This window comes from Litchfieldella qijiaojingensis (assembly GCF_014651875.1).
GTDB lineage: Bacteria > Pseudomonadota > Gammaproteobacteria > Pseudomonadales > Halomonadaceae > Litchfieldella > Litchfieldella qijiaojingensis.
This window is the reverse complement of the sequence record NZ_BMXS01000003.1, coordinates 180,008-197,491: the sequence shown is the minus strand read 5'-3', so window position 1 is coordinate 197,491 and position 17,484 is coordinate 180,008. Positions and strand designations below refer to the sequence as shown.

Annotated in this window: 16 protein-coding genes and 1 pseudogene; 11 read left to right on the top strand and 6 right to left on the bottom strand. The window is 62.8% G+C overall.

Translation table 11 applies throughout. From position 1 onward, the window contains the following. Positions 1-108: 108 nt before the first annotated feature. Complete coding sequence (locus IE093_RS05060; protein WP_189466814.1) at positions 109-1,026, top strand: AEC family transporter; 918 nt, start codon at positions 109-111, stop codon at positions 1,024-1,026. Between the two features lie 235 nt (positions 1,027-1,261). On the opposite strand, the gene IE093_RS05055 is transcribed toward IE093_RS05060, so the two are convergent. Then, complete coding sequence (locus IE093_RS05055) at positions 1,262-2,173, bottom strand: LysR substrate-binding domain-containing protein (protein ID WP_189466812.1); 912 nt, start codon at positions 2,171-2,173, stop codon at positions 1,262-1,264. Between the two features lie 76 nt (positions 2,174-2,249). On the opposite strand from IE093_RS05055, the pseudogene IE093_RS05050 reads away from it, so the two are divergent. Next, a pseudogene (locus tag IE093_RS05050) lies at positions 2,250-3,119 on the top strand (DMT family transporter); the annotation flags it as partial. A 10-nt stretch (positions 3,120-3,129) separates the two neighbouring features. Here the strand turns inward: IE093_RS05050 and trmB are convergent. Genes trmB through thiS form a run of 3 tightly spaced genes read right to left on the bottom strand, consistent with a single transcriptional unit; the run spans position 3,130 to position 4,903 of the window. Next, complete coding sequence (gene trmB, locus IE093_RS22415) at positions 3,130-3,876, bottom strand: tRNA (guanosine(46)-N7)-methyltransferase TrmB (protein WP_229803252.1); 747 nt, start codon at positions 3,874-3,876, stop codon at positions 3,130-3,132. Positions 3,877-3,883: 7 nt separating this feature from the next. Beyond that, the gene (locus tag IE093_RS05045) at positions 3,884-4,681 is read right to left on the bottom strand and encodes a thiazole synthase (protein ID WP_189466808.1); all 798 of its coding nucleotides are present in this window, start codon (positions 4,679-4,681) and stop codon (positions 3,884-3,886) included. A 21-nt stretch (positions 4,682-4,702) separates the two neighbouring features. After that, positions 4,703-4,903 (bottom strand): sulfur carrier protein ThiS, encoded by a 201-nt coding sequence (thiS, locus tag IE093_RS05040; RefSeq protein WP_189466806.1) that lies wholly within the window; start codon positions 4,901-4,903, stop codon positions 4,703-4,705. Between the two features lie 194 nt (positions 4,904-5,097). Here thiS and IE093_RS05035 point away from each other — a divergent pair, with 194 nt between their 5' ends. Beyond that, the gene (locus IE093_RS05035) at positions 5,098-5,490 is read left to right on the top strand and encodes a DUF423 domain-containing protein (RefSeq protein ID WP_189466805.1); all 393 of its coding nucleotides are present in this window, start codon (positions 5,098-5,100) and stop codon (positions 5,488-5,490) included. Here IE093_RS05035 and IE093_RS05030 read toward each other — a convergent pair. Continuing rightward, positions 5,466-5,879: a PaaI family thioesterase gene (locus IE093_RS05030; protein ID WP_189466804.1), complete on the bottom strand. Its 414-nt coding sequence runs from the start codon at positions 5,877-5,879 to the stop codon at positions 5,466-5,468. The genes IE093_RS05035 and IE093_RS05030 overlap by 25 nt on opposite strands. A 166-nt stretch (positions 5,880-6,045) precedes the next feature. On the opposite strand from IE093_RS05030, the gene IE093_RS05025 reads away from it, so the two are divergent. From IE093_RS05025 to IE093_RS05000, 6 genes are all read left to right on the top strand, one after another. Further along, positions 6,046-6,798 carry a response regulator gene (locus IE093_RS05025; RefSeq protein ID WP_189466803.1) on the top strand — a complete coding sequence of 251 codons (753 nt, stop codon included), beginning with the start codon at positions 6,046-6,048 and terminating at the stop codon, positions 6,796-6,798. Positions 6,799-6,800: 2 nt separating this feature from the next. Beyond that, positions 6,801-9,326, top strand: coding sequence for a PAS-domain containing protein (locus IE093_RS05020; protein ID WP_189466802.1), 2,526 nt, complete (start codon positions 6,801-6,803; stop codon positions 9,324-9,326). A gap of 123 nt (positions 9,327-9,449) precedes the next feature. Beyond that, on the top strand, positions 9,450-10,469 hold the full coding sequence (locus IE093_RS05015; protein WP_189466801.1) for a sugar ABC transporter substrate-binding protein: 1,020 nt from the start codon (positions 9,450-9,452) through the stop codon (positions 10,467-10,469). A gap of 59 nt (positions 10,470-10,528) precedes the next feature. Continuing rightward, the gene (locus IE093_RS05010; protein ID WP_189466799.1) at positions 10,529-11,614 is read left to right on the top strand and encodes an ABC transporter permease; all 1,086 of its coding nucleotides are present in this window, start codon (positions 10,529-10,531) and stop codon (positions 11,612-11,614) included. Further along, a complete protein-coding gene (locus IE093_RS05005) occupies positions 11,611-12,390 on the top strand; it encodes an ATP-binding cassette domain-containing protein (protein WP_229803250.1) in 780 nt (259 codons plus the stop codon). The genes IE093_RS05010 and IE093_RS05005 overlap by 4 nt, the downstream gene beginning before the upstream one ends. 61 nt (positions 12,391-12,451) lie before the next feature. Continuing rightward, on the top strand, positions 12,452-13,387 hold the full coding sequence (locus IE093_RS05000) for a substrate-binding domain-containing protein (RefSeq protein ID WP_189466796.1): 936 nt from the start codon (positions 12,452-12,454) through the stop codon (positions 13,385-13,387). Positions 13,388-13,496: 109 nt separating this feature from the next. On the opposite strand, the gene IE093_RS04995 is transcribed toward IE093_RS05000, so the two are convergent. Next, the gene (locus IE093_RS04995) at positions 13,497-15,683 is read right to left on the bottom strand and encodes a malate synthase G (RefSeq protein WP_189466794.1); all 2,187 of its coding nucleotides are present in this window, start codon (positions 15,681-15,683) and stop codon (positions 13,497-13,499) included. A 269-nt stretch (positions 15,684-15,952) separates the two neighbouring features. Here IE093_RS04995 and IE093_RS04990 point away from each other — a divergent pair, with 269 nt between their 5' ends. After that, a complete protein-coding gene (locus IE093_RS04990) occupies positions 15,953-16,957 on the top strand; it encodes an alpha/beta hydrolase (protein WP_189466792.1) in 1,005 nt (334 codons plus the stop codon). After that, complete coding sequence (locus IE093_RS04985; protein ID WP_189466790.1) at positions 16,954-17,448, top strand: hypothetical protein; 495 nt, start codon at positions 16,954-16,956, stop codon at positions 17,446-17,448. The genes IE093_RS04990 and IE093_RS04985 overlap by 4 nt, the downstream gene beginning before the upstream one ends. The last annotated feature ends 36 nt before the right edge of the window (positions 17,449-17,484 follow it).

Genomic DNA, 17,484 nt, shown 5'->3' with positions numbered 1-17,484 from the left:
GAAAGAAGCACTCCAGAAAGCTCATTGAAACGGTAAGCTTATCAGCTCTTGCTTGCACAAGGGCTGCGAACGGATGTCGCAGCTCGGCCACTACCACGAGGAGGCGACATGACAGGCGTCGACAACGCCCTTGGCCCGCTGTTTCTGCTGATTCTACTCGGAGCCGTACTGGGTTGGCGACGCATCCCTGGCGGTGATTTCTGGCCTCAGCTAGAACGCATCATCTATTTCCTGCTGTTTCCCGCCATGCTGGTCTCCACCTTGGCCACCGCCGACGTCAGCCAAGTACCGGTAGCACGCGTAGCCATAGCGTTGCTCGGTGCCATGCTGCTGTTCGCCGTTGCTCTATGGGGGCTGCGTTCGAGGCTGCGTCTCGAAGCGCCGGTCTTCACTTCAGTCTTCCAAGGAGCTTTGCGTTTCAATACCTACGTCGGCGTAGCCGGCGCCAGCGCCCTGCACGGCAGCAGCGGTGCCACTGTGGCTGCGGTGGCCGTGGCACTGATGGTGCCAGTGGTCAATGTGCTGTGCGTGATGAGTTTCATTGCCGCCGGCACCTTGGGTCCGGCCAGTCTCGGTCGCAGCCTGGCCGCCCTGCTGCGCAATCCCTTGATCCTGGCATGCGTGGCCGGCATCGCCTTGAATCTCAGCGGTGTCGGTTTGCCGGGCTGGAGCGAGGCCAGTGTCTCGCTGCTGGGCCGCGCCGCGCTTCCAATGGGCCTGGTGGCCGTTGGGGTAGCGCTTCGCCCCCAAGCACTGACTCGCCTGAACGGAGGTGTATGGACCGCCAATCTGGTCAAGCTGCTGCTGATGCCGGCCCTGGTCCTGGCCCTGACGGTGCCCTTGGGGCTCGACCCGGTCAGCCGCGACATTGCTTTGCTGTTCGCCGCCCTGCCCACCGCCACATCCGCCTATATCCTCGCCCGCCAGCTCGGCGGCGATGCCGAGCTGATGGCCGCGTTGATCACTGGACAGACCTTGCTGGCGATGGTGACGCTGCCCCTTTGGCTATCTTTGACGGGTGGATAGCTACCACAAATAAAAAATATTCTCGTTTAGCTTGACGCCACAAATGAGAATGATTATCTTGAAACCGTGGCGCTCGCCAGGTGCCACACCCATCGCAGAGGATGTCAGGTTCTCTGCCATGGTTTCTCCTCATCAAGCTAGTCACGGTCTTGACGCCACCCACCCGGGTGGCGTTTTTTTGTCTTGATCACACTGGTTTTGACGCCATCCACCGGGTGGCGTTTTTTTGTCTTGATCACACTGGTCTTGATGCTGCCCGCCACGGACCACACTCGCGCAGGCGCTCGCGCAGCAATGTTGCCAGCGCTTCCACCGCCGGGCGCGACGCTTCTTCTATGCGTCTGCCGAAATGCAGTCGCGCTTCACAGGTCCGCAAGGGCGGCAAGCCCTCGTCCCGACCGATCTCGCGCATGGCCGGCGTCAGGCGCTGGCGGTCGATCACACTGATCGCCAGACCGGCCTCCACCGCCTTCTCCACGGCGTGGATGCTGGTACTGGTGAAGACCGCGTGCCAGGCCGTGCCGGCCGCTTCCAAGGCTTCGATAGCCAGCTCCCGATACGGACAGTCGACCTCGTGAAGCGCTAGGGGGACACTGGCGCGTTCAGTCAGCCGTCCTACGCGCGGGCCAGCCCATACCGGCGAGGTCTGCCATAATGCCTCCCCTCCCGGTAGCGGATGCGGACGATCCAGCACCACCGCCAGTGTCAGCTGAGAACGGGTCAACTGGCGCGCCAGTTCGCCACTGGTGGCGGTGACCGCTTCGAGCAGGACATCGGGATGGTGCGCCATGAACTCCGGCAACACATCGACGAGCAGTTCACGTGCATAGTCCTCCGGTAGGCCTAAACGCACCTTGCCGCCCAGCCCGCGACCGGTGAAGCGCGACAGCATCCCGTCGTGCAACCGCAATAGCTCCCGCGATTCCTGTAACAAGGCCTCCCCCGTGGCGGTCAGCGTCACGCCGCGAGGGCCTCGCTCCAGCAATCGCGAGCCTAGCACTTCCTCTAACCGCTTGATTTGCATACTGATGGCACTGATAGTGCGATGCCGTTGTTCTGCGGCAGCGGCAAGCGATCCCAATTGCGCGGCTACCTGAAAGCTACGCAGCAACTCGAGATCCAGCGCCGAGGCTTGGACTTCAGCCATATTGAAGTCTCTCTACAGATTATTTCAATTTATTGAAGCCGCTTTCTGGGTCAGGCTCAAGGACGAATTTCGCCTGATGGGAGAGACGATGATGCCCCCCACCCTGCTGACACCTCTGGTCGCCCTGGGCTTCGTGGTGTGCTGGAGTTCGGGATTCGTCGGTGGAAAGCTGGCCACCGAGGCCGCCATGCCGGTCCTGGCCCTGTTTGCCTGGCGTTTCTGTCTGGCGAGCCTGGTGGTGGGGCTCTGGTGGAGACTGAGAGGAACGAGCCCGTTAGCCTGGCGAGACGTCCTCCGCGAGGCGGGAATCGGCACCCTGACCATGGGTGGCTACCTGCTGGGCGTGATCCTGGCGATCCAGTTCGGCGTCAGCGCCGGTGTGACTGCCCTGATTGCCGCCCTGCAGCCCTTGCTGGCGGCGGCGCTGGCTGGTCCCTGGCTCGGCGAACGCCTCCCCCCGCGCGGCTGGGCGGGCATGGCGATCGCCACCCTGGGGGTCTTGATGTGCGTGCTCGACGATATCGAGCGCGGGACCGGCACCCCATTGTGGGCGTATACGCTGCCGCTGCTGGCGGTGGTCTCGGTCACCCTCGGCAGCATACTTGCCGTGCGTTGGTCAACGGCGCTGCCGATGGCTGCGACGCTGACGGCCCAACTCGCCGCCGCGACCGCCATCTTCGTGGTCGCCGCCCTGATCGAAGGCGCTGGTCGCCTGCCTCCACCCGCTTTCGAGCCGGTCACGCTGGCGGCGATCGGCTGGCTGGTCGTGCTATCGAGCCTCGGCGGCTATGGGTTTTTCGTTGCCAGCCTGCGGCGGCTTGGCGTTACCCTGACCTCGACGCTGGTCTACCTGACGCCACCCGTGACCCTGCTGTGGGCCGCGGTCATGTTCGGCGAGACCCCGGGACCTCGGGGGGTCGCTGGCATGGGTATCGCCATTATCGGTGTCGGCCTGGCTATACGCAGCGCTCGAAGATCAGGTCCCACACGCCATGTCCCAGGCGCTCGCCACGCGCCTCGAACTTGGTCAGGGGGCGAAACTCCGGGCGCGGAACATAGGGCGCCGTGTCGGCGGATGCGACATTGCGAAAGCCCGGTGCGGCGGACATGACCTCGGCCATGTGTTCGGCGTAGTTCTCCCAATCGGTGGCCATGTGCAGGGTGCCACCGTGCTTGAGGCGGGTACGCACCAACTCGACGAAAGCCGGCTGCAGGATGCGCCGCTTGTGATGCTTCTTCTTCGGCCAGGGGTCGGGGAAGAACAGCTGCAGGGTATCGATCGAGGCCTCTGGCAGGCACTCGTCGAGCACCCGCAACGCATCTTCACGGTACACGCGCAGGTTGGACAGGCCACGCTTGTCGGCCTCGTCGAGCAGCTTGCCGACCCCCGGGGCATGTACCTCGATGCCAATGAAGTCGGTCTCCGGATGGCGCTCGGCCTGTTCGATCAGCGATGCCCCCATGCCGAAGCCGACCTCCACCACTCGGGGGGCCTGGCGCCCGAACACGGCGTCCAGGTCCTGGCGCCCGTCGTCGAGCGTCAGCCCCAGTCGCGGCCAGACTTCCTCCAGGCCGCGCGTCTGGGCGGCGGTCATGCGCCCGGCACGCAGCACATAGCTCTTGATACCGCGGCGATGCAGTGGCACCTGGGGAGCGCCGATGGAGGTGGGCATGTCAGTCGTATCGTGGCGTTGGTCGTTCATACACCCTTTACCCGTTGATACGGCCGGCGAAAGGAGAAGAGGGTTCGGCGCTCTGGCGACGCGGCATGCGCCCGGCAAGGAAGGCCTCGCGACCAGCCTCCACTGCCTTGCGCATGGCCTGGGCCATCAGTACCGGTTGGCGGGCATGGGCGATGGCGGAATTCACCAGCACCGCGTCATAACCCAATTCCATGGCCATGGCGGCATCCGAAGCGGTGCCAATACCGGCATCCACCAGCACGGGCACCTCGGCCTGCTCGACGATCAAGCGCAGGTTGTACGGATTCTGCAAGCCATGGCCGGAACCGATCAGCGAGCCCAGCGGCATCACCGCGCAACAGCCACGTTTCTCCAACTCCTTGGCGATGATGGGGTCATCGCTGGTATAGACCATGACATCGAAGCCGTCCCGGATCAGTTCATCGGCGGCCTTGAGTGTCTCCACCACGTTGGGGTAGAGGGTGTCGGTGTCGCCCAGCACCTCGAGCTTGACCAGCTTGTGGCCGTCGAGCAGTTCACGGGCCAACTTGCAGGTTCTGACCGCGTCCTTGGCGGTATAGCAACCGGCAGTGTTGGGCAGCAGGGTGTAGCGCTCGGGTGAAATGACGTCGAGCAGATTGGGCTCGCTCTCATCCTGCCCCAGATTGGTGCGCCTTACGGCGAAGGTGACGATCTCGGCACCGCTGGCCTCGACGGCCCGCGCCGTCTCGTCGAAATCCTTGTACTTGCCGGTTCCCACCAACAGGCGCGACGTGAATTGACGGCCAGCCACATTCAGCGGCCGATCCTGGAACAGTTCAGACATCTCGTCTCCTTGCGCGGTTATTTAGCCACCGCCAATGGCATGTACGATTTCTACGCAGTCGCCGTCGGCAAGCCGGGTGTCGCCATGCTGGCTGCGCGGCACGATTTCCTCGTTGACCTCGACAGCGATGCGTCGACCGGCCAGCCCAAGCGACTCGATGAGATCATGGATCGTGACATCGCCGTCGAGCGCTGTCATCTCACCGTTGAGCTGAATCTGCATGGCTGCCTCCGAATCTCCTCACAAACGGACCGCTTCCGCAGCGGGCCTATATTTTAACGCCAATCGCCTCGTCAGGCATCCTTCGGTGGTCACCCATCGGGGTCGGCCAGTTCGGGGCGCTTGAGCGACAATGCTGCCCGGATGCGCGATGCTTGCAGCTATTGTCAACCCATAGTTCTCGGGAGACCCGCCACATGCCTCATCGACTCGCCTGGATCGCCGTTGCCCTAAGCGGTTTCGTCACTGTCGTCGCCGGTGCCTTCGGTACCCACGGGTTGGAGGGAAGAACTCCGCCGGAGTTGGTCCGGGCCTTCGAAACCGCCGTACGCTACCAGGCCTGGCACACCCTGGCCTGCCTCGGCATCCTGGTCTGGCAACAGGTCCGCGAAGTGAAGGGGCAATACCTGGTGCTGGGGCTGTGGGCGGCGGGCATGCTGCTGTTCTCGGGGTCGCTCTATCTGCTGGTGCTGACCGGTGCGCGCGTCTTGGGTCCGGTGACACCAGTCGGGGGAGTGCTGCTGATGCTCGGCTGGCTGGCGCTGGCGTGGTGTGCCTGGCGAGCTCAGTCGTTATCGGGCAAGGCATAGGTCGCGGTGACGATGGCCACCGGCGCCTCGTCGCCGGCGGAGAACAGTTGGACCTCACCCACCACCAGGCGTCGCCCCAGCTTGACGATGCGTGCGTTGGCGATCAGGTCGCGGTCGCCACGCGCGCGACGCAGGAAGTGACAGTTCATGTCGGTGGTCACCGCCATCGGCTCAGGGCCGATCTGAGCGAGAATGGCCACATACAGGCAGACATCCGCCAGTCCCATCATGCTGGGGCCGGAAACGCAGGCACCGGGGCGCAGGTGTTCGTCCTCGATGGCCAGGCTCATGGTGGCACGTCCGTCGTCGATGCCTTCGATGGTGCCCTGACGATGAGGAAAGACCTCATCGAGAAATTCCTCGATGGCGGCGGCGGTCATCACGGGCATGAGGCTCTCCTGGCGGCTCGATACGGTGGATATTGCGCCTCAAGATAGCGCAAGCCACGCTTTCCGCACAGTCGCCCGAATCATTCTATGGTCGAGCGCTGCGGCGTTTACGAAATCTTCCGTTAACATGACGATGCAAGGGTTGTGCACTATGGCGGAAGAAACAATGACAACACCTATCCCAGTGACGGATCAGACCAGATACCACATTGCCGTGGTGGACGACGAAGTCGACATGCGGGAAGTCCTGCAAGACGCGCTGCAGGAGGCAGGCTATCGGATCAGTTCCCTGCCCAGCGGCCAGGCGTTGCATGAGCTGCTGGCAAGGGATCCCGTGGATCTGATCGTGCTCGACCTGAAGCTGGATGGCGAAAGCGGCTTGCAGGTGGCCCGGAACGTTCGGGCGACCAGTCCGGTCCCGATCATGATGCTGACCGGCAAAGGTGATGAAACCGATCGCATCCTGGGCCTGGAACTCGCGGCCGACGACTTCCTGATGAAGCCCTTCAATCTGCGAGAGCTGATGGCACGGGTGCATGCCCTGCTGCGCCGCTCCAAACAGCTCAGCGTGACCCTCCAGACCGTCGCCGACCAGGGTCATGAATGCCTGTGGTTCGACGGCTGGCGGCTCGATCTTACCGAGCGCATGCTCTATAACCCTGACAACCAGCCGGTCAACCTCACCTTCGGCGAGTTCAACCTGCTGGAGAGCCTGGTATCGTCGGCCAACCATGTGCAGAGCCGCGACAACCTGCTGGAACGTACCCGTGGCACCGATAGTAACTCTTTCGACCGCAGTATCGATGTACTGATTCTGCGTCTGCGCCGCAAGCTTGAAGCCAACCCGAAGCAACCCCGCTACATCCTGACCGAACGCGGTCTGGGATATGTGTTCCGGGCCCAGGTGCTCAGGCGTTGAGCATGGCACGTTGGACCTTGCAACGGCGTGCTCTGCTGGCGCTGATCCTGGCCACACTACTGGCGATCGGCCTGGTGATGGTCGCTTGGTTCGGCCTGACCCGAACCCGTAATGCCGTCAGCGAGTTCGAGGCCCGCACACTGCCGGAGGTCCGCACCGCGTTGACGCTATCCGAGGAAGTCGCTCAACTGGCTGCCTTGGCCCCCTATGTCGCCTCAGCCGCCAAACCCTTCTTGTTGCAGATCGAACGCGACCGCCTCACCCAGCGATTCCGGTCGTTAGTGGCGGTGGCTTCCTCGATCCGCGATCGCGCCTTCCGACAAGAACTGGAAGCCCAGCTCAATGCACTGCGTACCGACGTCGAGCGCCTGACCGACTTGGTGGAAACCGAGCTTTTCATTCGCGAGGATCTACTGACGGCCCGATTCGAAGTCGCCCAGATCGTCGGCCAGGCCACCGAACCGGAAGGGAGGCACTCCCTTACCCGCTGGCAGATATTGCAAGCGCTGTATCAAGGCCTCAGCGATCCCGACCAGTGGCTCGAGCAATGGGCCACCTTGGCCGAACCTCCCGACCCGATGATGGAGCACGCAGAGGACTACCAGCGCTTCCTGGAACTGGCGGAAGCCAGTGCGACCAGGCTGGCGCTAATCGGCCAGCAGAAAGCCTTCCTACTGGCTAGCCTACGTGCCGGATCCGACCGCCTGACCCACGAAGTCAATGGCTTCGCCAGCGAGCTCCAGCGTCAGGTCGTGGCTCAGCAGCAGTCGGTGCACGCTCAGGTCAACCGCGTACTGTTCGGCATGATGCTGATGACCGGTCTGTTGATCCTGGGCGTCATCCTGCACTACATGAGTAACCTGAAGACGGTACGCGATCTGGGGGTCGTCACTCAGGACATGACGCAACTGGCCCAAGGTGGGGAAGCCCCCAAACGGATCGCCATCACCCGGCGCGACGAGATCGGCGCCTTGGCCAGGGCCTATGAGGTATTCCGCGAGCATGCTGGTCGCATCGAGCAGGTCGGGCATGACCTGCGCGCCCAGAAACATCTGCTGGAGACGGTATTCAACGAGATCCAGGATGGGCTCAGTGTCTTTTCCGCCGACGACCGCTTGATCGCCTGGAATCGCCGCTACCTGGATATCTTCGGACTGACCCAGGACAGCATCAGGCCCGGGATGCCGCTGGCCGAAGTGCAGTGCCTGATCACCCGCCAGCCTCACCGCAATCTGACGCTGGCCAATCGCTCGGTCGACATGAGCGCGATCAACGTGCGCCGCCACCAGGCCTACCAGAGCTTCGAACGCCACTATGACGACGGTCGGGTGATCGAGTTTCGCAGCCAGCCCATGCCAGGCGGCGGTTTCGTGACGCTGTACAGCGACCTCACCGACCGCCGCACCATCGAGCAACAACTGCAGCAGGCCCAGAAGATGGAAGTGCTGGGCCAGTTGACCGGCGGTGTGGCGCATGACTTCAACAATCTGCTGGCGGCGATTCTCGGCAATCTGCAATTGCTCGAGCAGCAAACGGGCCTATCCGATCGTGCACGCAAATACACTGAACGAGCGCTGGATGTCGGCGAACGGGGCACGCAGTTAGTACAGCGTCTGCTCGCGTTCAGTCGCAAGCAGCACCTGCAGCCGGAATGGGTCGATATCGATGCCCTGATCGACGGCTTAGAAGAACTGCTCGAATACAGCGTCTCGGCCCAGACCCGGCTGGTGATCCGGCTGCAGGCCTCGGACATACGGCTGTATATCGACCCCTCGCAGTTGGAAAACGCCATTCTCAACCTGGCACTGAACAGCAGTGCGGCAATGCCGGAAGGCGGTCAGTTGGTCATCGCCACCAGTCTCACCGAAGGCGCGACAGCCAAGCTGGTCATCACCGTAAGCGATACCGGTCAGGGCATTCCTGCCGAGCTGCAAGCGCGGGTCCTGGAGCCCTTCTTCACCACCAAGCCCATGGGGCAGGGCAGCGGCCTGGGCTTGAGTAGCGTCTATGGCTTCGTCACCCAGAGCGGAGGCGAATTCAGCATGGAGTCCGAACCTGGCCAAGGCACGGCGGTACGCTTGAGCTGGCCGGTACAGGCCGCCACGGCGCAATCCACAGCCACGCCCCACCCCCTTCTGTCCTTGATGGTACCACCCGGTAGGACCGTGGTAGTGGTGGAAGACAATGCCGAGGTCAGGCACGTGACAGCCGACCTTATCGCCGCTCACCAGCACCCCGTCGCAGCGTTCCCGCGTGCCGAGCAGGCCCTCGAATGGTTGCATCGCCACGCCAAGGTGACCGGCTTGGTTCTCACCGATGTCAATCTGAATGGTGCATTCAGCGGTGTCGACTTGCGCGAACACGTACGTCACCACTGGCCGGCGATTCCGGTCGTGCTGGCATCGGGCATGCCGCGCGAGGCACTCGAGCGCGAGTACGGTCTCTCCATGGGTGACGCTTTCCTGCAGAAGCCTATCCGTCCCGAGCAATGGCAAGCCTTTTTCGCCAGCTCCTCTACCGAGCGCTGAGGCGACTCACGGCAAATATTACAAATGTTTCAAATTGCCCCCGCGTGCTGAAATCGTTGGTTAGCAGGGCGCTGCCATGGTGTCTCGTGTCACTGGTCCAACAACAACATCAAGGAGTACGCCATGAAGAAGTCCCTGTCCGCGCTGGCCTTGGGATTGGCAGCGACGCTCGCCACCCCTGCCGTATTGGCCGACGAGGTACTGGTAGGGCTCATCACCAAGACCAATACCAACCCCTTCTTCGTCAAGATGCGCGAAGGCGCGCAAGTGCAAGCTTCCATGCGGGGTGCCGAGCTGCGCACCTTCGCCGGTCGCTTCGACGGTGATAACGACTCTCAGGTACAAGCCATCGAGAACCTGGTGTCCGCTGGAGCCCAGGGCATCCTGATCACTCCCAACGATCCGGTGGCGATCGTTCCCACCGTCGAGCGAGCCCGCGAGGCCGGTGTTCTGGTCATTGCCCTGGATACACCCTTGAACCCGGCCGACGCCGCCGATGCCACCCTGGCCACCGACAACTTCAAGGCCGGTGAACTGATCGGCCAGTGGGCCCGGACCAGAATGGGCGACAACGCCGACAATGCCAGAATCGCGCTGTTGGACCTGAATTCCAGCGAGATCACCGTGGATGTTGCCCGCAACCAGGGCTTCCTGCAGGGCTTCGGCATCGACCTCAACGATCCCAACGATATCGGCGACGAAGACGACCCGCGTATCGTCGGCAACGACGTGACGCAGGGCTCCGAAGAGGGCGGTCGACGGGCCATGGAGAACCTGCTGCAAAAGGACCCTAGCATCAACCTGGTCTACACCATCAACGAACCGGCCGCCGCCGGCGCCTATGAAGCCCTGAAAGCCGTAGGACGCGAAGATGCCGTGACCATCGTCTCGGTCGATGGCGGATGTCCGGGCGTGCACAACGTCGAGGACGGCGTGATCGGTGCCACCTCGATGCAGTTCCCGCTGCGCATGGCTTCCATGGGCGTCGAGGCGGTGGTCAATTACGTCAACACCGGCGAGAAACCACGCATGTCCCAAGGGCTCGACTTCGTGAACACCGGCGTGGAGCTGATCACCGACGCTCCCGTGGAGGGGCTATCCTCGCGCTCGTCCAGCGAAGGCCTGGAGCAATGCTGGGGCTGATGATCCCTGTCTTTCGGCACCCTCGCCCGAGGGTGCCCCGTTTCATGAGCAGGTGAGTTATGACACAACCCAATCGATCAGATCCCCACAGCATTGCCGCCCATGAGCATGTGGCGGAATCGTCGGCTGGCCAGGTGGCCCAGTTCGAAGTGGAAACACTCTCCCTGGGCCAGCGGATTCATCGTTTCTTCCATGCCAACCCGACGGCGGCACCGGCGCTGGTGCTGATCGTATCCGTGCTGGCCTTCATGTTGCTGGTGGGCGAACGCTTCCTGGCTCCGTTCAACCTTTCACTGGTGCTGCAGCAGGTCACCATCATCGGCACCCTGGGCATCGCCCAGACGCTGATCATTCTGACCATGGGCATCGACCTCTCTGTCGGCGCCATCATGGTGCTCTCGTCAGTGGTCATGGGGCGCATGGCCGTCGACTTCGGCCTTCCTCCGTCTCTGGCACTGGCCATCGGCCTGCTGACGGGTGCCGCCTGTGGGCTGCTCAACGGTACCTTGGTGACGCGGCTGAAATTGCCTCCCTTCATCGCCACCCTGGGTACCTGGAATATCTTCTTTGCGTTGAACCTGTGGTATTCGAAGAGTGAAGCCATTCGCTCGCAGGATATCGAGGCAACGGCACCGTTACTGCAATGGGGGGGCACCGCCTTCGAGCTGTTCGGGGCTCGCTTCACCTACGGTTCGATCCTCATGATCGTCATGTTCTGCGCCGTCTGGTATGCACTGAACTGGACCGCCTGGGGGCGCCACGTCTATGCCACCGGCGATGACAAGGACGCCGCGGAACTGGCCGGCATCCGCACCCGCCGTGTCTTGCTGTCGGTCTACATCGTAGCCGGCATCATCTGCGCGATCGCCGCCTGGCTGTTGATCGGGCGCACCGGCTCGGTGAGCCCCCAGGCGGGTTATACCGCCAACCTCGACAGCATCACCGCCGTGGTGATCGGCGGCACCTCACTGTTCGGCGGACGAGGCTCCATTTTCGGCACCCTGATCGGCGCCTTGATCGTCGGTGTGTTCCGCAACGGGCTGGCATTGGCCGGAGTCGACGTGCTGTGGCAGGAGTTCACCGTCGGCATGCTCATCATCGTGGCAGTGACCACCGACCAATGGATTCGGAGGACGTCGGCATGAACACCTCATCTCCTATTTTGCAGGCGACCGGTCTGGTCAAGCGCTATGGGCGGGTAACCGCACTCGACCGGGCGGATTTCGATCTGTACCCCGGCGAGGTCCTGGCAGTGATCGGCGACAACGGTGCGGGCAAATCGTCATTGATCAAGGCCCTGTCTGGCGCGGTGATCCCCGATGCAGGCGAAATCCGCATGCACGGCAAGCCAATCCGCTTCAGCAATCCGATGGAAGCACGCGCGGCAGGTATCGAAACGGTCTACCAGACGCTGGCCGTGTCACCGGCACTGGGCATCGCCGACAACCTTTTCCTTGGCCGCGAGCTGCGCAAGCCGGGCATCCTGGGATCCATCTTCCGCATGCTCGACAAAGCGGCAATGCAGCGGCAGGCGCGGCAAGAGCTATCCGAACTGGGGCTGTTGACCATCCAGAACATCAACCAGGCCGTCGAGACACTCTCCGGCGGCCAGCGTCAAGGGGTGGCGGTGGCGCGCTCGGCGGCATTCGGCAGCCAGGTGGTGATTCTGGACGAGCCGACGGCGGCCTTGGGCGTCAAGGAATCGCGACGGGTGCTGAACCTGATCCGACAACTGCGTGACAATGGCCTGCCAATCGTCCTGATCAGTCATAATATGCCGCATGTGTTCGAGGTCGCCGACCGGATTCACGTACACCGCCTGGGTCGCCGCGCCGCCGTGATCCGACCGGATACGCACAGCATGTCCGACGCCGTCGCCATCATGACCGGCGCGATGGAGGTGGAATCCAGCGTCGCGTGATTCGACGCATCGCCGCTCCGAACACCGCCGTGGCGTCGCCTCCTTCGATCGGGAAATTCGCATGCGCAAGCTTCTGTTCATCCTGCTGTCGCTATATGCCACTCAGCTCCATGCCGAACCGCTCAAGATCGGCGTCAGCATGGCGGATCTCGGCAACCCCTTCTTTGCCACCCTGGCAGATGCCATCGGTGACTCGGCGCGGGCGGCATATTCCGGGGAAGTGGTGCTGCAGGTACGCTCCAGCGCCTACGACCTCACACGTCAGGTACGCCAGGTCGATGCCTTCACGGAACAGCGCATGGACATCATCGTGCTGGCCGCCGCCAATAGCGAGGCCATCGGCCCGGCCGTACGGCGAGCCCAGCAAGCCGGCATCGTGGTGGCGGCAGTCGATATCAATGCGCATGGGGCGGATGTCAGCGTGACCACCGACAACGTTCAGGCGGGAGAAGTCGCTTGTCGCTACATGGCTGAACGTCTGGGATATGTCGGCCGAGTGGCGATCATCAACGGCGCTCCGGTATCGTCGGTCACCGACCGGGTGGCCGGCTGTCGCTCGGTGCTGAACGATTATCCCCGGATCCAATTGCTAAGCGACGACTACAATGGCGGCGGAACCCACAGTGGAGGCCTGGAGGCCATGACTTACCTGGTCCGCTCCTATCCGGACCTGGATGCCGTCTTCGCCATCAACGATCCGTCGGCAATGGGGGCGGCCGATGCTGCACGTATGGCCGGATGGACGAACCTGTTCATTGTCTCGGTGGACGGCTCTCCCGAGGGTGTGGAGGCCTTGAAGGAAACGCCGTCACTGCTGGTCGCCTCTGCCGCGCAATTGCCTCGCCGCATGGCCGAAACGGCCATTCGCGAGAGCCTGAGGCACCTGGCCGAGGCCAGGCCTCAGGAGAGCCAAGTGATCCGCCTCCCCACGCACTTGGTCACACGGGAAAATGCCGAGCATTTCGGCCACTGGGGCGACAGCCTGCCAACGCCGTGAAACGCAGCCTCGACACGACAACGCCCCCACCGGTCTCCCGGCGGAGGCGTTCGTTCACTGGCCCGTAGCCCGTAGCCCGTAGCCCGTAGCCCGTAGCCCGTAGCCGAGCTTACTTGGCCTTGTGCACGGCGCGCCAGTGATGCAGCAGCGGCTCAGTGTAGCCGGAGGGCTGTACACGGCCCTTGAAGATCAGGTCGCTAGCCGCCTGGAAGGCCGTGGAAGCGGAGAAGTCGGCCGACATCGGCGTATAGTCGGGGTCGCCCGTGTTCTGCTCGTCGACCACCTTGGCCATGCGCTCCAGGGCTTCTTGGACACGCTGGGCAGTCACCACACCGTGGTGCAGCCAGTTGGCCAGGTGCTGGCTGGAAATGCGCAGCGTGGCGCGGTCTTCCATCAGCCCCACATCGTGGATATCCGGCACCTTCGAGCAGCCTACACCGTGCTCGACCCAACGCACCACGTAACCGAGGATCCCCTGACAGTTGTTGTCGATCTCCTGTTGGATCTCGTCATCGGACCAATTGGCGTTTTCAGCCACCGGTACGGTGAGCAGGTCATCGAGAAGCTCTTCACGAAGGGCAGGCTCACCCTGCCCTTCCAGTTCGCGCTGCACGGCATCCACGTCCACCTGATGATAGTGCAGGGCATGCAGGGCTGCGGCGGTCGGCGACGGTACCCAGGCGGTGTTGGCACCGGCCTTGGGATGACCGACCTTCTGTTCGAGCATGGCAGCCATCAGATCGGGCATGGCCCACATGCCCTTGCCGATCTGGGCGCGACCGCGCAGTCCGCATGCCAGGCCGATCTGGACATTGTTGCGCTCATAGGCATTGATCCAGGCCGCTCCCTTCATGTCGCCCTTGCGGATCATCGGCCCGGCTTCCATGGCGGTGTGCATCTCGTCGCCGGTACGATCGAGGAAGCCGGTATTGATGAACACCACCCGCGAGGCGGCCTCGGCGATACATGCCTTGAGGTTGACCGAGGTGCGGCGCTCCTCGTCCATGATGCCCATCTTCAGGGTATCGCGCGGCATGCCCAGGATGTCCTCGACACGTCCGAACAGTTCGTTGGACAGCGCCACTTCCTTGGGGCCGTGCATCTTGGGCTTTACGATGTACACCGAGCCGGCGCGCGAATTGCGCGGCTGGCCGTCGCCCTTGTTGATGTCGTGCAAGGCGATCAGGCCGGTGACTACGGCGTCGAGGATGCCTTCGGGCAGTTCGTTGCCGTCGGCATCGAGCACCGCCGGGGTGGTCATCAGGTGGCCGACGTTACGTACGAACATCAGCGACCGCCCGGGCAGGGTCAGGCTGCCGCCTTCCGGCGTGACATACTCACGGTCGGCATGCAGACGCCGGGTGATGGTCTTGCCACCCTTCTCGACTTGCTCTTCCAGGTCGCCCTTCATCAAGCCCAGCCAGTTGCGATACACGCCGACCTTGTCCTCGGCATCCACCGCCGCCACCGAGTCTTCGCAGTCCATGATGGTCGTCAAAGCCGCTTCGACCACCAGGTCCTTGACACCTGCGGGGTCGGTCTTGCCAATCGGGTGTTGGTCGTCGAACTGGATTTCCAGATGCAGGCCATGGTTGGCCAGCAGGATGGCATCGGGCTTGGCGCTATCGCCCTGGTAACCGACCAGCTTGCCGGGGTCCTTGAGACCGGTTTCACGGCCACCGTCCAAGGTCACCACGAGGTGCCCATCGCGCACGGTGTAGTCTACGGCATCGCGGTGCGTACCGGTAGCCAGTGGCGCGGCCAGGTCGAGGACGCCGCGCGCATAGGCGATGACCTTCTCGCCACGCTTGGGGTTATAGCTTGTGCCCTTCTCGGCGCCATCCTCTTCGCTGATGGCATCGGTACCGTACAAAGCGTCGTAGAGACTGCCCCAGCGCGAGTTGGCGGCGTTCAGGGCATAGCGGGCGTTGCTGACCGGGACTACCAACTGTGGCCCGGCCTGTTCGGCCACTTCACGGTCGACGTTGGCGGTAGTCGCAGCGACCTTGGCCGGGGCATCCACCAGGTAACCGATCTTCTTCAGGAATGCACGATAGGCGGCCATGTCCCGCACCGGGCCAGGATTCTCACGATGCCAAGCATCGAGCTCGCCCTGCAGACGCTCGCGCTCGGCGAGCAGTTCGCGATTTTTCGGGGTTAGATCATGAAAGAGAGCATCCACGCCCACCCAGAAGGCCTCGGCATCCACGCCACTGCCGGGCAGGGCCTGGTCGGTGATGAAACGGTCCAGTTCTGAGGCCACCTGGAGACGATGGCGGGTGACACGGTCGGTCATGAGAATCTCCTGATGCGCTGTAACCGGCGAGTCGCGCCGGCTATGTGTCGTTCTGCTGTTTTTTGACCACTATTATTTGTGGAAATACCTTCCATATGCTACCCGAAATAATCGCCGAGGTCTTCAGTGCTCGACCAAAAGATAAAATCACCAACCCGAAATGGCTTGGAGAAATGCACTGAAAGAGCCTCTGAATACGGGCGGATATGCATTCAGTGTTTCCCAAGACAAGGCTAGGCGCTAGCATGAAGGTATATAGGGAGGGTTCGATGACCGATTTCGCACCACTGCAGGCCCTTGGGCCCATCGCACCAGCCAACATGCCTGGCGCTGAACCATGGAGTGATCATCTCAGCCGCTACCTCGACCATTATCGGTTGGCGCCGTTGCTCGCCAAGCATGTCGGTCTGCACGTGGGCTTCATCGAAGCCGGTAACTTCCGGCTCTGGACACAAGTCTGGACCCCCGCGACCCCGCATGGCACCGCTTTTGTGGTCCACGGCTACTTCGATCATCTGGGCCTTTACCGCCACCTGTTGCAGTGGTTGCTCGATCGCGGCTGGCGCGTGGTGCTCTGGGACCTGCCGGGGCATGGCCTGTCGAGCGGTGCACGCGCTTCGATCGACGACTTCGAGGACTACGGCACCTGCCTCGCCGCCCTGCAGCAACACTTGGAAATGCGTGACCTGGCGCCCCATCCATGGATCGGCATTGGCCAGAGCACCGGCGCCGCGATTCTGGCCACCGATGCCTTGACTCAGGGCGAGGACAGTCACTGGGCCGGCCTGGCCCTACTGGCACCTTTGGTTCGCCCTTGGCGTTGGCAGCAGTCGAGCTGGTTGCACCTGCTGGCTAGTCCCTTCATCCGTTCCCTGCCACGCAAGTATCGCCCCAACTCGACGGACAGCGATTTCACCACCTTCCTTCGCGAAGGTGACCCGCTGCAGTCAGAGCGTCTGACGGTGGCCTGGATCACCGCCATGCGGCGCTGGATGCCACGTCTGCTTGCGCTGCCGCAAAGCGAGTTGCCCGTGCTGATCCTGCAAGGGGAGCAGGACCTGACAGTGGATTGGGAGTGGAATCTCGGTGTTCTCGAGAACAAGTTCCCCCGCGCCCGCATTCATCGCCATCCCGACGCTCGCCACCATCTGGTCAACGAGACCGAGGCGATTCGTCAAGTATTGTTCACCGAACTAGAGGAGTTCATCAGCCGCTTCGAGCAAGTGCCACCAGGCCCGTCCAGTGTCCCGCCAACGGTGTCCGAACGATCATGAGTCGCGCTGTCTTGTGGCTAGCGACGGCTCTATTGATACTTGCCGTGGGCGGTTGTGCCGGTGCCCCGGAACGACCGTCACTCATGCGTCAGGCCCTGGCCGGTCTAAGCGACCGTGCAGTGCAATTAGTGATGAAGAATCCGGCCTGGACCCGACCCACCACCGATGTAGTGGTATTGCTGCCCCCTCCGCAGATCGACACTAGCCTGGGCATCGACAGCCACCGCTTTCACGAAAATCTCACTCGTGCCTTGCTCGCCCAACAGCAGGGGCCACAAGTTCTCGACTGGACACCGGTTCTGGCGGAAACCGACACTCCGGACAATCAATGGCTGCTGGAATGCGAACTGGTATCGGACGGCCCTCGCCTGACGCTTTCGGACCGTGACCTGCTGCCCTATCGGTTGACGCTTTCGCTGCGGCGCCCCGGAGAGGAGGCGCCTCGCTGGCAACAGCGTATCAATGGCGCCATCGACGTCACCGCGCTATGACGCGCTGGGGGCTTGGATCGCGGCCCCCAGGGCGGC

Coding starts and splice junctions, on each gene's coding strand:
- IE093_RS05060 (WP_189466814.1), top strand. CDS start 109: ATGACAGGCGTCGACAACGCCCTTGGCCCGCTGTTTCTGCTGATTCTA.
- IE093_RS05055 (WP_189466812.1), bottom strand. CDS start 2,173: ATGGCTGAAGTCCAAGCCTCGGCGCTGGATCTCGAGTTGCTGCGTAGC.
- trmB (WP_229803252.1), bottom strand. CDS start 3,876: ATGAACGACCAACGCCACGATACGACTGACATGCCCACCTCCATCGGC.
- IE093_RS05045 (WP_189466808.1), bottom strand. CDS start 4,681: ATGTCTGAACTGTTCCAGGATCGGCCGCTGAATGTGGCTGGCCGTCAA.
- thiS (WP_189466806.1), bottom strand. CDS start 4,903: ATGCAGATTCAGCTCAACGGTGAGATGACAGCGCTCGACGGCGATGTC.
- IE093_RS05035 (WP_189466805.1), top strand. CDS start 5,098: ATGCCTCATCGACTCGCCTGGATCGCCGTTGCCCTAAGCGGTTTCGTC.
- IE093_RS05030 (WP_189466804.1), bottom strand. CDS start 5,879: ATGCCCGTGATGACCGCCGCCGCCATCGAGGAATTTCTCGATGAGGTC.
- IE093_RS05025 (WP_189466803.1), top strand. CDS start 6,046: ATGACAACACCTATCCCAGTGACGGATCAGACCAGATACCACATTGCC.
- IE093_RS05020 (WP_189466802.1), top strand. CDS start 6,801: ATGGCACGTTGGACCTTGCAACGGCGTGCTCTGCTGGCGCTGATCCTG.
- IE093_RS05015 (WP_189466801.1), top strand. CDS start 9,450: ATGAAGAAGTCCCTGTCCGCGCTGGCCTTGGGATTGGCAGCGACGCTC.
- IE093_RS05010 (WP_189466799.1), top strand. CDS start 10,529: ATGACACAACCCAATCGATCAGATCCCCACAGCATTGCCGCCCATGAG.
- IE093_RS05005 (WP_229803250.1), top strand. CDS start 11,611: ATGAACACCTCATCTCCTATTTTGCAGGCGACCGGTCTGGTCAAGCGC.
- IE093_RS05000 (WP_189466796.1), top strand. CDS start 12,452: ATGCGCAAGCTTCTGTTCATCCTGCTGTCGCTATATGCCACTCAGCTC.
- IE093_RS04995 (WP_189466794.1), bottom strand. CDS start 15,683: ATGACCGACCGTGTCACCCGCCATCGTCTCCAGGTGGCCTCAGAACTG.
- IE093_RS04990 (WP_189466792.1), top strand. CDS start 15,953: ATGACCGATTTCGCACCACTGCAGGCCCTTGGGCCCATCGCACCAGCC.
- IE093_RS04985 (WP_189466790.1), top strand. CDS start 16,954: ATGAGTCGCGCTGTCTTGTGGCTAGCGACGGCTCTATTGATACTTGCC.